The organism is Nocardia higoensis (assembly GCF_015477835.1).
Taxonomy (GTDB): Bacteria; Actinomycetota; Actinomycetes; order Mycobacteriales; family Mycobacteriaceae; genus Nocardia; species Nocardia higoensis_A.
In genome coordinates this window covers 406,539-420,128 of sequence record NZ_JADLQN010000001.1, presented here as the reverse complement: position 1 = coordinate 420,128, position 13,590 = coordinate 406,539, and the positions used below count along the sequence as shown (strand labels likewise).

At 70.0% G+C, this 13,590-nt stretch carries 14 protein-coding genes; 7 read left to right on the top strand and 7 right to left on the bottom strand.

Annotated features, from left to right (window positions below; genetic code table 11):
* Window positions 1-7: 7 nt before the first annotated feature.
* The 4 genes from IU449_RS01820 to IU449_RS01805 all read left to right on the top strand — a co-directional run bounded on the left by IU449_RS01820 (window position 8) and on the right by IU449_RS01805 (window position 3,304).
* A complete protein-coding gene (locus IU449_RS01820) occupies window positions 8-538 on the top strand; it encodes an SRPBCC family protein (protein WP_324188043.1) in 531 nt (176 codons plus the stop codon).
* 98 nt (window positions 539-636) lie between these two features.
* Entirely contained in the window at window positions 637-2,007 is a 1,371-nt protein-coding gene (locus IU449_RS01815; protein WP_195000224.1) for a flavin-containing monooxygenase, read from the top strand.
* A complete protein-coding gene (locus IU449_RS01810; RefSeq protein WP_195000223.1) occupies window positions 2,004-2,963 on the top strand; it encodes an alpha/beta hydrolase in 960 nt (319 codons plus the stop codon). Before IU449_RS01815 ends, IU449_RS01810 begins: the two co-directional genes overlap by 4 nt.
* A gap of 26 nt (window positions 2,964-2,989) precedes the next feature.
* A complete protein-coding gene (locus tag IU449_RS01805; RefSeq protein ID WP_324188042.1) occupies window positions 2,990-3,304 on the top strand; it encodes an SDR family oxidoreductase in 315 nt (104 codons plus the stop codon).
* Here the strand turns inward: IU449_RS01805 and fadD1 are convergent.
* The 3 genes from fadD1 to IU449_RS01790 form a co-directional block, all read right to left on the bottom strand.
* Window positions 3,256-4,863 carry a fatty-acid--CoA ligase FadD1 gene (gene fadD1, locus IU449_RS01800; protein ID WP_195000222.1) on the bottom strand — a complete coding sequence of 536 codons (1,608 nt, stop codon included), beginning with the start codon at window positions 4,861-4,863 and terminating at the stop codon, window positions 3,256-3,258. The two genes, IU449_RS01805 and fadD1, sit on opposite strands and share 49 nt — an antisense overlap.
* A 122-nt stretch (window positions 4,864-4,985) precedes the next feature.
* Complete coding sequence (locus IU449_RS01795) at window positions 4,986-5,330, bottom strand: histone-like nucleoid-structuring protein Lsr2 (protein WP_195000221.1); 345 nt, start codon at window positions 5,328-5,330, stop codon at window positions 4,986-4,988.
* A gap of 128 nt (window positions 5,331-5,458) precedes the next feature.
* Entirely contained in the window at window positions 5,459-6,454 is a 996-nt protein-coding gene (locus IU449_RS01790) for an NAD-dependent epimerase/dehydratase family protein (RefSeq protein ID WP_195000220.1), read from the bottom strand.
* A 151-nt stretch (window positions 6,455-6,605) separates the two neighbouring features.
* Here IU449_RS01790 and IU449_RS01785 point away from each other — a divergent pair, with 151 nt between their 5' ends.
* Window positions 6,606-7,214: a TetR/AcrR family transcriptional regulator gene (locus tag IU449_RS01785; RefSeq protein ID WP_195000219.1), complete on the top strand. Its 609-nt coding sequence runs from the start codon at window positions 6,606-6,608 to the stop codon at window positions 7,212-7,214.
* A 107-nt stretch (window positions 7,215-7,321) separates the two neighbouring features.
* Here the strand turns inward: IU449_RS01785 and IU449_RS01780 are convergent, their stop codons facing one another.
* The 4 genes from IU449_RS01780 to IU449_RS01765 all read right to left on the bottom strand — a co-directional run bounded on the left by IU449_RS01780 (window position 7,322) and on the right by IU449_RS01765 (window position 10,739).
* A complete protein-coding gene (locus IU449_RS01780; RefSeq protein ID WP_195000218.1) occupies window positions 7,322-7,600 on the bottom strand; it encodes a GlsB/YeaQ/YmgE family stress response membrane protein in 279 nt (92 codons plus the stop codon).
* A 139-nt stretch (window positions 7,601-7,739) separates the two neighbouring features.
* Complete coding sequence (locus tag IU449_RS01775) at window positions 7,740-9,077, bottom strand: hypothetical protein (RefSeq protein WP_195000217.1); 1,338 nt, start codon at window positions 9,075-9,077, stop codon at window positions 7,740-7,742.
* On the bottom strand, window positions 9,064-10,419 hold the full coding sequence (locus tag IU449_RS01770; RefSeq protein ID WP_195000216.1) for a hypothetical protein: 1,356 nt from the start codon (window positions 10,417-10,419) through the stop codon (window positions 9,064-9,066). Before IU449_RS01770 ends, IU449_RS01775 begins: the two co-directional genes overlap by 14 nt.
* Window positions 10,416-10,739, bottom strand: a complete 324-nt coding sequence (locus IU449_RS01765) for a hypothetical protein (protein ID WP_195000215.1) — start codon at window positions 10,737-10,739, stop codon at window positions 10,416-10,418. Before IU449_RS01765 ends, IU449_RS01770 begins: the two co-directional genes overlap by 4 nt.
* 226 nt (window positions 10,740-10,965) lie before the next feature.
* Here IU449_RS01765 and IU449_RS01760 point away from each other — a divergent pair, with 226 nt between their 5' ends.
* Both IU449_RS01760 and IU449_RS01755 read left to right on the top strand, forming a co-directional pair.
* Window positions 10,966-12,312 (top strand): MFS transporter, encoded by a 1,347-nt coding sequence (locus IU449_RS01760; RefSeq protein ID WP_228804022.1) that lies wholly within the window; start codon window positions 10,966-10,968, stop codon window positions 12,310-12,312.
* Window positions 12,313-12,447: 135 nt separating this feature from the next.
* The gene (locus tag IU449_RS01755) at window positions 12,448-13,524 is read left to right on the top strand and encodes an LLM class flavin-dependent oxidoreductase (RefSeq protein WP_195000213.1); all 1,077 of its coding nucleotides are present in this window, start codon (window positions 12,448-12,450) and stop codon (window positions 13,522-13,524) included.
* Window positions 13,525-13,590: the final 66 nt, after the last annotated feature.

The following is a 13,590-nucleotide window of genomic DNA, read 5'->3' as shown; positions in this document are numbered from 1 at the left end:
TCGAGCCGTGCCAGACATCAGAAAGTCCCGCATCCTCGAGATCTCCGACAGCGTCGTCATCGCCGTGGATCCGCAGACCGCCTACGAGCGGGTCAGCGATGTCACCCAGATGGGGCGATGGAGCCCGGAGAACACCGGGGCGGTTCTCGCCGACCCTGGCGCACCGGTGAGCGCCGGAGCGCGATTCGTCGGGTCGAATGTGCGGCGCGGTTTCCGCTGGCGCACCGGATGCGTGGTGACGGCCGCCGAGCCCGGCCGTCGGTTCGCGTTCGCGGTGCGCGAGTTCGGCATCGGCAAGCCGCTGCTGCCCGTGTCGATCGCGACCTGGGAGTACCGCTTCGAACCCGTCGACGGCGGCACCAGGGTCACCGAGATCTGGCACGACGATCGGACCGGTTGGCCGGACGCGGCGGCGAGCGTCTTCGACCGACTGGCGACGGGCGGGCGAGGCGGCTTCGCCGAATTCCAGCGCGGCAATATCCGGCGCACCCTGGACCGGCTCAAATCCGAGCTGGAAGCGGAGGCGAAGACCGCCTGAGCTTCCGTTCGGCGAAAACCCCGACAGCAGTGCCCGGATCTGCGAGTGTGACTGATTGCAGACAACCGAGGGTGTTCTGTCTGCGGGAAGGATCGCCGATGTATCTGCCGCGGACAGCCGTCATCGGTGCGGGCATCAGCGGCCTGACCGCGGGCAAGATGCTCACCGACTATCGCGTGCCCTATGTCTGCTTCGAGTCCTCGGACCGGGTGGGCGGCAACTGGGCATTCGGCAACCCCAACGGCCACAGCAGCGCCTATCGCTCCCTGCACATCGACACCTCCAAGCATCAGTTGTCCTTCCGCGACTTCCCGATGCCCGAGCACTATCCCGACTTCCCGCACCACAGCCAGATCAAGCAGTACCTCGACGACTACGCCGCGGCCTTCGGGCTGACCGAGTCCATCGAATTCGGCACCACCGTCGAACACGCGCGCAGGCTGCCCGGCGGCGGCTGGGAGCTGACCACCGGACGCGGCGAGCGTCGCACGTTCGACCTGCTCGTCGTCGCCAACGGCCACCACTGGGATCCCCGCTGCCCGGATTTCCCCGGCGAGTTCAGCGGCACGACCCTGCACGCCCACCACTACATCGATCCGTGGACGCCGCACGATTTCACGGGTGCGCGGATCCTCGTCGTCGGGCTGGGCAACAGCGCCGCCGATATCGCGGTGGAACTGTCGTCGAAGGCGCTGGGCAATTCGCTGACGCTGTCGACCCGGTCGGGAGCGTGGATCGTGCCGAAGTACATCGCGGGCAGACCGGCCGACAAGTACTACCGCACCTCCCCGCACCTGCCCGCGTCCTGGCAGCGCAAACTCGCGCAGTGGGGGCAGCCGTTGCTGAGCGGGCGCCCGGAGTCGTACGGTCTGCCGACGCCCAACCACAAGTTCTTCGAAGCGCATCCGACGCAATCGGTGGAACTGCCGCTGCGACTGGGCTCCGGCGATGTGATCGCCAAACCCGATATCGCCCGATTCGACGGGCACACCGCGCATTTCGTCGACTGCAGTCACGACGATTTCGACATCGTGATCTACGCCACCGGATACAACATCACGTTCCCGTTCTTCGATCCGGAATTCCTCAGCGCACCGGACAATCGGATCGATCTGTACAAACGGATGTTCGCCCCCGGTATCGACGATCTGGTGTTCGCCGGCTTCGCCCAGGCCACCCCGACACTGTTTCCGTTCGTGGAGGCGCAGGCGCGACTGATCGGCGCCTACGCGGTCGGCCGCTACCGGCTGCCCTCGCCGGAGCGGATGCGGCGGGTGATCGCCGAAGACCAACAGCGCTACACCGGCCACATGCTGGACACGCCCCGGCACACCCAACAGGTCGACTACTTCCTCTACGAACACGACATGCGCGTCGAGGAGATCCCGGCGGGCGCGACGAGGGCACAGGTGCACGGTCCGCCGTCGTGGGCGCGGGTCGCCGAAATCGAGAAGGGACATCTCCGATGAGCGCGCGCAGCACGATCCGTTTCGACTCGCACGGCACCGAATGCGACGGCTGGTTCTTCACCTCGGACGCCGCGGGCCCGTTCGACAACTCGGCGGGCAGGCCCGTGGTCGTGATGGCCCACGGGCTCGGCGGCACCAAGGATTCCGGCCTGGAACCGTTCGCCCGGCGGCTCGCGGCAGCGGGGCTGGCCGTCTTCGCCTTCGACTACCGTGGTTTCGGTGCGTCGGACGGCACGCCCCGGCAGCGGATCCACCTCGCCGGACAGCTCGAGGACTACCGATCGGCGATCGCCGCTGCGGGCAGCCGGCCCGGCGTGGACCGCTCGCGGGTGGTCCTCTGGGGCATCTCCCAGTCCGGCGGGCACGTGCTCACCCTGGCCGCCGAACGCGCCGACGTCCGCGCGGTGATCTCGGTGGCGCCGATGGTGAGCGGGCTCTCGGCCGGACGGCACGCGCTGGCCCAGCACGGACCGTTCGCGATGGCGACCGCCACGGTGTCGGGGATCCGCAGCGCGCTGGCCACCCGGCTCGGCGCGGCGCCGACGATGCTGCCGCTGGTCGGCGAGCCCGGCGAACGCGCCGCCCTGACCGCCCCGGGGTACTACGAGAGCTATCTGGCGCTGGCCGGACCGACCTGGCGCAACGAGGTGGACGCCGCGGTGGGGCTGGAGATCGGCGGCTATCGCGCGGATCGGCACGCCGACCGCATCACCGCGCCGGTGCTGGTGCAGATCGCCGATTTCGACCGGGCCGCGCCCCCGCAGGCCGCGGCGAAGGCGGCATTCGCCGCCCGCGCCGAGGTCAGGCACTACCCCTGCGACCACTTCGACGTCTTCGCGGGCAACGACTGGTTCGAGCCCGCCGTGGAAGATGAGATCCGGTTCCTGACAAGGAAACTGCAGAGGACCATGCACGCGGAGGCGCCGGGCGCACAGCAGGCGGCTCCCCCGCGCTGATTCCCGGGCTGCGCGAGGAATACCTCGTGAACATTCCGCTCGGCCGCTGCGGCTCCCCGGAGGAGATCGCCGACGCGGCGGTATTCCTGGCCTCCGACAAGGCGCGCCGGACGACCGGGGTGGCCGTCGAACTCGACGGCGGTGCCCCGCACCGCCACCGTAGGTACTGGGCCGGGTGCGGGCGATCACTGAAGGCATCCGAGCACGCTGGATCACCTCGGTCACGGGTGCGGGCGGACCCGGCTCGCGCTCGGCTTCGCGCGGCTCCTCCGAAAGACGTGGTCGACCGGTTTCAGCGTGCCGCAGTATCTTCCATCTTCTCCGTCTCGGCGACCCGGTAGTCGAAGGAACGAGCCGACCGCACCCACAGGATGCCGTCACCCGCTGTGACGCCCTCGGACTTCAGTTCGCGTTTGAGGATCTTGTTGGTCGCGGTCGAGGGCAGATCGGTGTTCACCCGCACGTATCTCGGCCACGCTTTCGGTGACAGGTCGACCTGCGCGCGCAGGAATGCGGCGAATTCCCCCGGGGTGAGGGTTGCGTAGTCGCTCAGCACGATAGCGGCCATCACCGCGTCGCCGACCTGTTCGTCGGGGACGCCGTAGACGGCGACCCGGTTCAGTGCGGGCAGGCGTTGCAGCACGCGCTCGATGGTGCCCGCCGCCAGATTCTCTCCGTCCACCCGCATCCAGTCCGCGGTGCGCCCGGCCAGGTAGATGAAGCCCTCGGCGTCCTTGTAGGCCAGGTCGCCGGACCAGTACATCCCGCCGCGCAGGCGATCGGAGGTCGACTCCTCGTCGTTGTAGTAGCCGGCGAACAGGCCCGCCCCCTGGGTGTTCACCAGTTCCCCGATGGCGGCGTCGGAATTGACCAGGGCGCCGTTGGCGTCGAATTCCGCGGGCGGACATTCGGTCACCGTTTCCGGGTCGTAGACCGCCACACCGGGGAAGCCCTTGCCGATGGAGCCCGCGGGCGTCTGCCCTTCTCTGGTGATGATGATCGCCAGCTCGGTCGAGCCGAATCCGTCCCACACCTCGCAGCCGAATCGCCGGGAGAACTCGTCGATGTCGCGGTCGGTGGCCTCGTTGCCGAACGCCACCCGCAGCGGGTTGTCGGCGTCGTCGGGGCGGGCCTCGGTGGCCAGGATGTAGGCCAGCGGCTTGCCGACATAATTCATGTAGGTGACGCCGTAGCGGCGGATGTCGGACAGGAACATCGAGGCCGAGAAGGTGGCGGGCACCATGGCCGCGCCGCTGGTCAGGGCTACGCACAGGCCGCCGAGGATGGCCGCGGAATGGAACAGCGGCATCGACAGATAGCAGACGTCCTCGGAGCCGATGCCGAAACGGCCGACCAGCGGCGGGCCCGCGAAGGGCACCATCATGTGCGCGAGCCGCACGGCTTTCGGATCGCCGCTGGTGCCGGAGGTGAAGATGAGCATGAAGGTGTCCATCGCACTCGGCGTGGCGAGCGGTTCGAGGTCACCGGCCCCGGCGACCAGGTCCGCCCAGTCCGGTGCGGAGGTGTCCACCACCAGCACACCCGGGAGTTCGAGGTCGGCGAGCAACGCCCGATGGGCGGCATCGGTCAGGACGATCTGGACGTCGGCGCGAGCGATGTCGTCGCCCAGCGCCGCGCCACGGCGGGTGTCGTTCAGGCCGACGGTGACGTATCCGCCGAGTGCGCCGGCGGCCAACGCGAACAGCATCTCCGGGGTGTTGCCCAGCAGGGTGGCCACGTGCGGCGGCCGGTCGCGATCGAGCATCGCCAGCACGGCGGCGGCCCTGCGCCCGCCGCCCGCGACATATTCACGCCAGGTCCAGCGGCGATCCTCGTAGGCGACGGCGAGATTGTCGTCTTCCGCGCGAGCGTGGAGAAGTGCGGTGACTGTATCGGCCATGCCGCGAATCTAGAACGCGTTCTCACCCCTCGGACGGGATTCGCCGAAATAGGCCGTCGACAGCGACACCGGCATTTCCGGCTGTCAGCTGCTCGACGACCCGTCGACCCACCGAAGATGGCTCAGCCCTGGGGGTTTGCCCGGTGATAGGCCTCCACCACCTTCGCCGACACCCGGCCGCGGCTGGACACCTGCAACCCCTCGCTCTGCGCCCATTTGCGAATGGCCAGCGTCTGGTCCTGCTCGCCATCCCGACGCGCTTTGGTCGTGGTCTTGCTCCCCGGCGCCTTGCCCACCCGGCGGGCATACGGAGTCCACTGCGCGAACGTCGCGCGCAACTGTTCGGCATTCGACGCGGCGAGATCGAGTTCGTAGTGCACACCGTCGAGTGCGAACGCCACGGTCTCGTCCGCGACGGAGGTGCCGTCGATGTCGTCGACGAGCAGCACAGTCACCTTGCGGGCCATCAATTCCCCTTACCTGGATACGAATGAGCAAAGGACACAAGCGTAGCCAGTGTCACCGGCTCGCCTCCACTCGGAAGCGGGCAGCGACTCGCGAGGGTATCCGGGAGCGCGTCCTCGGCGCGTCGCGCTCAGGCGCCCGCCGGGGTCAGAGCACGACCCATCGCGTCGAAAATCGATTCGCGGATCGGTCGCCAGCGCACGCCGAGATCGGCGAGCGTGCGCGAATCGTCGGTCGGCGTCGCCGCGGTCAGCAGCCAGGCCGCCTCGTAGCTGAGGCCGGCGCTGATGGGGGTCAGCCGCGCGACCAGATCGCTGGTCCGGCCGATGCCGCGGAACACCCCGGGTGAGATCGGGATTCGGCGAATGCGTTTGCCGCCCGCCTCTTCGAGCAGGTCGACGATCTGGTCGAAGGTCAGCAGATGGCCGCCCGCCAGATAGCGGCGCGGTCCCTGCCCCGGTGTCATGACCGCCGCGTGCACGGCCGCCACATCGCGTACGTCCACCATCTGCATACCGCCGCGTACACTCGGGGCGAACCCGCTGCGCAGCATGACCGCCCAGCCGTCGGCGGTGATCCCCGCCTGCGGACCGAGCGCCGGACCGACCACCGAGGCCGGATACGTGATGACCACGGGCGCGCCCGCCGCCTGCAGGGCACGCGCGATCCGATCGGCGGTCGATTTCGTGCGGCCGTAGGCGCTGCGGCCGGGCGCGGTCGGGCTGTCGGGGGTGATCACCGGGTCCGGGCACGGGAACAGCGCGCTGTAGCTGGCGACGTGCACGATGGGATCGAGGCCGAGTTTGGTCGCCTCGGCCAGGATCCGTCCCGTGGCTTCGACATTGACCTCCCACATCAGCGCCTCGCGCCGGTCGTCGGTGCCGACGATGCCCGCCGCGTGCAGCAGTGCGTCGCAGCCGTCGAGCAGCGCCGAGACCACCTTCGGGTCACGGATGTCGCCGATCACGGTCTCGATGTGATCGGCCTGCGCGGCGAACAGCGCGAGCGCCGCGGCCGCGTCCTCGCTGGGGTGGACGAGCAACCGCACGGCGTGTCCCTCGGCGAGCAGGGCGGCGACGGTGTGCGCGCCCAGGTAACCGGTTCCCCCGGTGACCGCTATCAGCACGGCAGGCTCTCCCTCGACCGTCGCATCGTCGACCTCTCTCTCCGGTTCGGCGTCGCTCGCCCGCCGCGCACCCGCGAAGCGGGACAATCGACGCTCACGATCTCGACACCATAATCGATACCACTGGCATCGTAATACCGATGGGAGTTGGATGACGACATCGCCGGACACCGAACCACCCCCGCGCGCGGCCGGCAGGCCGCGCGATCAGACGATCGAACAGCGGGTCCTACCCGCCGTGCGCGAACTATTGGTCGAGACCGGCTACGACGACCTCAGCGTCCGGGCGGTGGCCACTCGCGCCGGCGTCGGGCGGGCCAGCATCCAGCGGCGCTGGGCGACCAAGCCCGAACTGGTCCTGCACGCCGTCCTCGGCGAGGTTCCCGACCTGTCCCCCTTCGCGGGCGCCGACCGCCGCGGCTGGATCGAATGGGTGCTGCGTGGCAGCCGCGAACTGTTCGCGCGCCCCGAGGTCAGAGCCGCCGTGCCCGGCCTGCTCACGGCACTCGACCGCGACCCCGACCTACGCCGTCGACTCTGGTCCGGATTCAGCGGCCCCGCGGCCGCGCTGCTCGCTCCCCCCGACCTGGCCCGCGACGACGCCGATCTCCACGCCCAGGCTCTCATCGCGATGGCGGCGGGCTCGGCGCTGTTCCTCGAACTGGTCGCCGACGACGACAACGGGGCGATCCACGCCCACATCAGTCGCTTGATCCTCGCCGCTACGGTCGGCGGCGCAGGTGGCGATCCGCCGCCGTGACACGACGCGACCACCGCACCCCCGGAGTACTGCCGGGGGTGCGGTGGTCATTCTCGCCGGAACTCGGCGCCGTACCGACGCTCAGCGCATCGGTTCAGCGCACGACGTCAGTGCAGGGCGCCGCGGCGGCCGCCGGTGAACGCGCGCACCAGGAACAGCAGGATCACCGCGCCGCCGAGGCAGGTGAAGAAGCTGAACCACAGCCCGGCGCCTTCCACGTCCACACCGAACAGGCGCAGCAGAAACCCGCCGAGCAGGCCGCCGACGACACCCACCACGATGTTGAGCAGGATGCCCTGCTGTGCGTCGGTCTTCATGAGCTTGCTGGCAATCCAACCGGCGAGGCCTCCGATGATGATCCAGCCGATGATTCCGAGACCAAGCATCACTTCTCCTATCCTCGAGCAACTGCACGCCCCACGGCGTACGGTGCGGAGGTAATACCCCGGCTGCACGGACCAAACCGGCATGATCGAAACGCGGGCCGCCACCGGCGCTCGGCCGACGGCCACCGAGCCATGGGGCCTAAGCCATGGAGATCGACTCGATCAGCGTCTTACCGGTATGGCTGCGGGTGGCGATGGACTGCAGGAAGGTCTTCGGCTCTTCGTCCGGATACTGCTGGGTCAGCCGGACCTCCCAGCGGGTCAGGCCGTCCGTCGACGGAGGCTGTGCCTTGGTGATGTGCACGCAATATCGGGTGCCGACCGGGACCTGGTCGATGCCACGCTGGATCTGCGCGGCGTCGGGCACGGCGGAACCGGGAGTGACCACCGCACGCGCGGCCGCGCCGGAGCGCAGCACGTAGTAGGCGTGCTCGAACGCCAGGATCGCCGAGGGGCCGTCGGTGGTGCCGCCCGGCTGGGTGCCGGAGACGACATCGGCGGAATTGCGCTGTTCGCAACCGGGAGTGGCGACCGCCGCGGCTTCCGGGGCGAGGGTGGTCGGCGCGGGCGTCACGGTGGCCTGTTCGACGGGCGGCTGTTCGGCCCGCTGCTCGGGTGACGAGCCGGGCAGGACCGCCCAGACGATCGAGCCGACCGCGATCAGCACGCCGACGACGACCAGGACCGCCAGCATGCGGTCGTTCCGGGAGTCGGTGTCGCCGCCCTGAGGGCGCGGCCTGCGCAGCGACGGGCCGGGGCTGCCGCCGGTGCGGTCGATCAGCGAGGGCAGCGGCTTCGGCTCCCCGGGTTCGTTCTCGTCGAAGATGTTCGCCGCGGAATATCTCCGGTCGAATCGGCGATCGACGACGTCAGCGTCGAGCGAGTGCGCGTCGTCGGGATCGTGGTCGGCGCGGTCGCCCGGACCGTGGCCGGCGGCATCGTGATCGGCGGCGGCGCGGCCGGTGAGATCCAGTTCGTCGAAAACGTCCGCTGTGGAACCACTCTCGTCGTCGTAGTTCGCATCGGAGTAGGAGTCGACCGAGTGGTTGTCGCCGGAGTGGTCGTCGCGAACATCCCAGTCCTCGTAGACATGGTCGGCAGGCGCGCCCGCGGCGGACCCGCCGGCCCCCGTGGGCGCGCGCTCACCCGCCCAGGCGCGCTCTCCCGCGGACGTACGCTCAGCCGACCGCGCCGTGGCGGCACCCGGCTCGAGCCATTGCGCCCAATCCCCGGTGGGCCGGGAACGTTCGGGCACCGGCAGCGGCGGGATCGGTTCACCGGCCGGTCCCGCGGAGTCGATCACGGCGGGCTCGACACGGGCGGCGTCGATATTGCGGCCGATGACCCGGCCCGCCTGACGTCTGCGCTTGCGTTTGCCCTTGGACTCGGCCGGAGGCGGCATCCGCACCATCGGCAGTCCCGTGTCGAACGGGTTGGCGGGGCCGGGAGTATTCGGATCTCGGTCAGAGGGCGTCATCACCGAAATCGCCGATCACGGCGGCAGGAACGGTCGCGGACTCGGGCAGCACCTCCGACGCGGGCACTGTCACGCCCAATTGACCGTCGCGCTTGCGTTCCTGGTCGCCCCCCACACCGGGCGGCAGGGCCATCCCGCCCGCGGCGCCGCCCGGCGAGACCGGGCGGGACGGCTCGGAATTGCCGGTGAACGGCGCTTGGGCCACCGGCTTGTCGGCCGGGTCGGGCGTGATCGACTGGCCCGGACTCGGTTCGGGCGCGGGTGCTTTCGGCGCGTCCGGCTTGGGTGTGCCGCCGAGGGTTCCCGGAGCCGCGGTCATCGCCGAGGGATTCGACGGACCGGTGCCGCCACCGAAGTCGAACAGCTTGTTCGGGGTCGCCCCGGAGGTGCCCGCACCGGCGGTGGTGGTGCTGCCGGGGTTGATCAGTTCCGGAATCGCCTGGGATATCGCCGCGTCCGCGGAGGCGGCCACGGTGTCCATGGCGTGCATGCCGGTCTCGGCGATCTTGTCGATCAGATGGGTGCCGATGTCGACGCCCGCGGTGATGGCGGCGGTGCCCAGATCCACGCCGGCCGAGATCAATTGCTGCTGGAGTTGCATCTGCGCGACGAGCGCCGGATCGATCGGCTGCCCGTCGGCAGTGGTCTGCGGGATCCCTGAGGACGGCAGGTTCGAGTAATAGGTTGTCGGGGTGGATGTTCCGCCGATGCCACCGTTGCGGTCGGTGAGCCCGGTCGGAGTGGTCACGGTGAGCGGTCCCATCGTGTCGATCCGCTGGGTGTGCCCGTCCATCTCGGTCTGCGCGGCCTCGACGGTCTCGATGGCCTCGCGCAGCGCTGCGGCCGCCCGGTCGATCACCGCGTCGGTCTCCGGCGCGGAAGTGGAGTTGGCCAGGATCACCCGGGCGTCGGCGCGGAAGTCGGCGATGATCTGGTCGACCTTGCGCGCGGCGCGGGCGCTGGTGGCCTGGGCGTCGGAGAGCACGGACAGGTAGGCGGGCCCGCGGTCGGAGATCTCGCCGATCTCGGTCTGCGTGGTGCGCAGCGCGGGCACCGCGGCGTCCGCGCCCGCGGAGGTCCAGGTGGACTCGAGCGCGTACAGGCCGTTGCGATGCGGGCCCTCGGAATCCGCGGCCTGCGTGCTGGCGGCCGAGAGCGCGGCGGTGATGGTGCGATCCGGCATGGTCGCGCCGGAACCGAGGGTGGAACGCAGTTGCAGCATCGGGCGCACCAGCGCCGCGATCATCGGCGGATCGACCGCCGGGTCGGGGGTGACAGGGAGCGTGTCGCTCGCGGCGGTCTCGGTGGGACGGCGCCTGCGCAGGGCGGTCAACGGCCTCATGCCAGCTCCTCGCTCGTCTTCGCCAGCTCGGTCGCCGACTCGGCGTCGCTGGTGGTCATCGCTGCGCTGTAGTCGCGCAATGCCTGGCCGTAGGCGCCGACCAGCTGACCGGCGGTCGTCAGCGCCTGGGTGTGCTCGGTGACGGCGGCGGTGAACTTGGCGGCGAACCCGGCGCCCAGCATGCCGAGATCGGCTTCCAGCCGCGACCGGTCGATCGCACCCGCACCGGCCTGCGCCGCGTTCGCGAGTTGTTCGGAAACGGCGTCGGCGATCGCGGTATACGCCGCGAGTGCGGCCGGATCGAGATTCAGCGTGTCCATTGTTCCCCCTTTGACGGAAACCCCTGGTGATCTACGCGACCCGTCCATAGTCGCATGCTCTCGACCGGAATAACCCCTGGCAACCCGAAAGTTGGCCCCGTATACAGAACGCGGGCGTCGCGAGCCCCCATCACCCACCGCCGGACCCAGGAGAGAAGTGGCAACGGACATCAGACCACCGGGCGTCGGCCTTCGTTCCGATCGGGGGCCGATTCTCGCCTCGTTGATGTTGTCCACCGGCCTGGTGGCGCTCGACGCCACCATCATCGCCACCGCGGTTCTCTCGATCACCCGTTCACTGGGCGGGTTCTCGCAGTTCCCGTGGCTCTTCTCGATCTACCTGCTGGCCCAGGCGGTCACCGTCCCGATCTACGGCAAGCTGGCCGACATCGTCGGCCGCAAGCCGGTCATCCTGTTCGGCATCGCCACGTTCGCCGTCGGCTCGCTGCTGTGCGGTCTGGCGACCAGCATGACCGCGCTCATCGTGTTCCGCGCGCTGCAGGGCATCGGCGCGGGCGCGATCCAGCCGATGACCATGGTGATCGCCGGTGACCTCTACACCTTGGCCGAGCGTGCCAAGGTCCAGGGCTATCTGGCGAGTGTGTGGGCGATCTCGGCGGTGGCCGGGCCGCTGCTGGGCGGGTTGTTCGTCGATTTCGTGAGCTGGCGTTGGATCTTCCTGGTCAATCTGCCGCTGGCCGCCGTCGCGATGTGGACGCTGACGCGCAACTTCCGGGAGGAGGCCGAGCGCGGCGAGGAGCGCATCGACTATCCGGGCGCGCTGCTGCTCACGATCGGCGCCGGCGCGGTGATCCTCGGCCTCTTGGAGGGCGGTCAGGCCTGGGCGTGGTCGTCGCCGCAGAGCATCGGGGCCTTCGCTGTCGGCACGGTGGCGCTGGCGATGTTCGGCTGGGTCGAGACCCGCGCGGAACATCCGATCCTGCCGCTGTGGGTGTTCACCCGCCGTGTGGTGATCGCGAGCAGTCTGGTGGCGGTCTCGGTCGGCGCGGTGATGCTCGGTTTGACCTCGTACGTACCGACCTTCAGCCAGGGTGTGCTCGGCGTGAGCGCACTGGTGGCGGGGCTGACGGTGGGGGCGCTGACGCTGGGCTGGCCGCTGGCCGCGTCGCAGGCGGGAAAGGTGTATCTGCGCATCGGCTTCCGCGGCAGCGCCCTCATCGGCAGCGGGCTGGCGACCCTCGGCGCGCTGTCGGCGGTGCTCATCGACCAGGATGCGCGGCTGTGGCAGGTGGCGCTGCCGTGCTTCGTGGTCGGCGCGGGACTGGGCCTGGTGTCGACACCCAGCCTGATCGCCGCGCAGACCAGTGCGCAGTGGTCCGAGCGCGGCGTGGTGACCTCGGCGAACAGCTTCTCACGATCCATCGGCAGCGCGGTCGGCGTAGCGGTGTTCGGCGCGATCGTCAACGCGAAGGTCGGCGACACGGATCATCCCGCGCCCGCGCTGCTGGCCGACGCGGTCCACCAGGTGTTCGTCGCGATCGCGGTGATGGCGGCGCTGCTGATGGTGGCCGCGGCGATGCTGCCCGGGCGGGGCGTCGACGGCACGGTGTGATCGAACCGGCGGAATGCCCGTTCGGGCGACCGGCGTTGTGTCGAGAGCAGAGCAGCGCTGTGTCGAGCAGAGCAGAGCAGAGCAGCGTTGCGCCGAGCAGATGAATGCCGAATTCGTGTACGCCCGAGGAGCCCCATGATCGACGTCCCGCTGTCCGTGCTCGATCTCGCCCCGGTGCAGGAAGGCGCGGGCGCGGCGGCCGGGCTGGCCGCGACGACCGAGCTGGCCCGGCGCACCGACGAGCTGGGCTACCGGCGCTTCTGGGTGGCCGAGCATCACAACATGCCCGGCATCGCCAGTTCCGCGCCCGCGGTGGTGATCGCGCATGTGGCGGCGGCGACCAGCCGGATGCGGGTGGGTTCGGGCGGGGTGATGCTGCCCAATCACGCGCCGCTGGTGGTGGCCGAGCAGTTCGGCACCTTGGAGGCCCTGCATCCGGGACGCATCGACCTGGGCATCGGCCGCGCGCCGGGCACCGACCAGGCGACCGCCCGCGCCCTGCGCCGCACCGAGGCGGGCCTGTCGGCGGAGAACTTCCCGCAGGAGCTGGCCGACCTGCTGCGCTTCTTCCGCGGCGTCGGCCCCGGCGGCATCACCGCCACCCCCGGCCGCGGTCAGGAGCCGGAGATCTGGCTGCTCGGCTCGAGCGGTTTCAGCGCCCAGGTGGCCGCCGCGCTCGGCCTGCGGTTCGCCTTCGCCCACCACATCAACCCGGCCGCGACCGAGGCAGCGCTGGCGCTGTATCGCGCCGAGTTCCGCCCGTCGGCCGCACTGGCGGCCCCGTACGCGATGGTGGCGGCCGGTGCGCTGGCCGCCGACACCGACGCGCGCGCCGAGGAACTCGCCCGACCCCGCGACCTCGTCTTCCTGCAACTCGCGGCAGGCAGGCCGCGCGCGCTGGCCACGCCCGAGCAGGCCGCCGCCTACGAATTCACCGAGCACGAGCGCCTGTTCATCGAGCAGCGGCGCGCCGGTCAGGTGCTCGGCTCCCCCGAGACCGTGCGCGACCAGCTCGCCGACCTCCTGCGACGCACCGAGGCCGACGAGCTGATGCTCAACACCCTCGTCTACGACATCGACGACCGCGCCCGGTCCTACGAACTCATCGCCGAGCTCGCCACGAGCCGACGATCCGGATGGGCCGAACCGGAAGATGCCGGCTCGGCCGCCGGGGTCACCGCAGCGGAACGCCCGGCTTCCCGGAGCGAATGAACCGAACCTCGCCGCTACCCGCGGAACACCTCCGCCAGGTACCTTGGTTAGGCAAACCTTACTTAC

Bases quoted from the DNA above. Each gene is read 5' to 3' on its own strand.
- IU449_RS01810 (WP_195000223.1), top strand. From the start codon at position 2,004: ATGAGCGCGCGCAGCACGATCCGTTTCGACTCGCACGGCACCGAATGC.
- IU449_RS01755 (WP_195000213.1), top strand. From the start codon at position 12,448: ATGATCGACGTCCCGCTGTCCGTGCTCGATCTCGCCCCGGTGCAGGAA.
- fadD1 (WP_195000222.1), bottom strand. From the start codon at position 4,863: ATGGCCGATACAGTCACCGCACTTCTCCACGCTCGCGCGGAAGACGAC.
- IU449_RS01795 (WP_195000221.1), bottom strand. From the start codon at position 5,330: ATGGCCCGCAAGGTGACTGTGCTGCTCGTCGACGACATCGACGGCACC.
- IU449_RS01760 (WP_228804022.1), top strand. From the start codon at position 10,966: ATGTTGTCCACCGGCCTGGTGGCGCTCGACGCCACCATCATCGCCACC.
- IU449_RS01765 (WP_195000215.1), bottom strand. From the start codon at position 10,739: ATGGACACGCTGAATCTCGATCCGGCCGCACTCGCGGCGTATACCGCG.
- IU449_RS01770 (WP_195000216.1), bottom strand. From the start codon at position 10,419: ATGAGGCCGTTGACCGCCCTGCGCAGGCGCCGTCCCACCGAGACCGCC.
- IU449_RS01815 (WP_195000224.1), top strand. From the start codon at position 637: ATGTATCTGCCGCGGACAGCCGTCATCGGTGCGGGCATCAGCGGCCTG.
- IU449_RS01775 (WP_195000217.1), bottom strand. From the start codon at position 9,077: ATGACGCCCTCTGACCGAGATCCGAATACTCCCGGCCCCGCCAACCCG.
- IU449_RS01785 (WP_195000219.1), top strand. From the start codon at position 6,606: ATGACGACATCGCCGGACACCGAACCACCCCCGCGCGCGGCCGGCAGG.
- IU449_RS01780 (WP_195000218.1), bottom strand. From the start codon at position 7,600: ATGCTTGGTCTCGGAATCATCGGCTGGATCATCATCGGAGGCCTCGCC.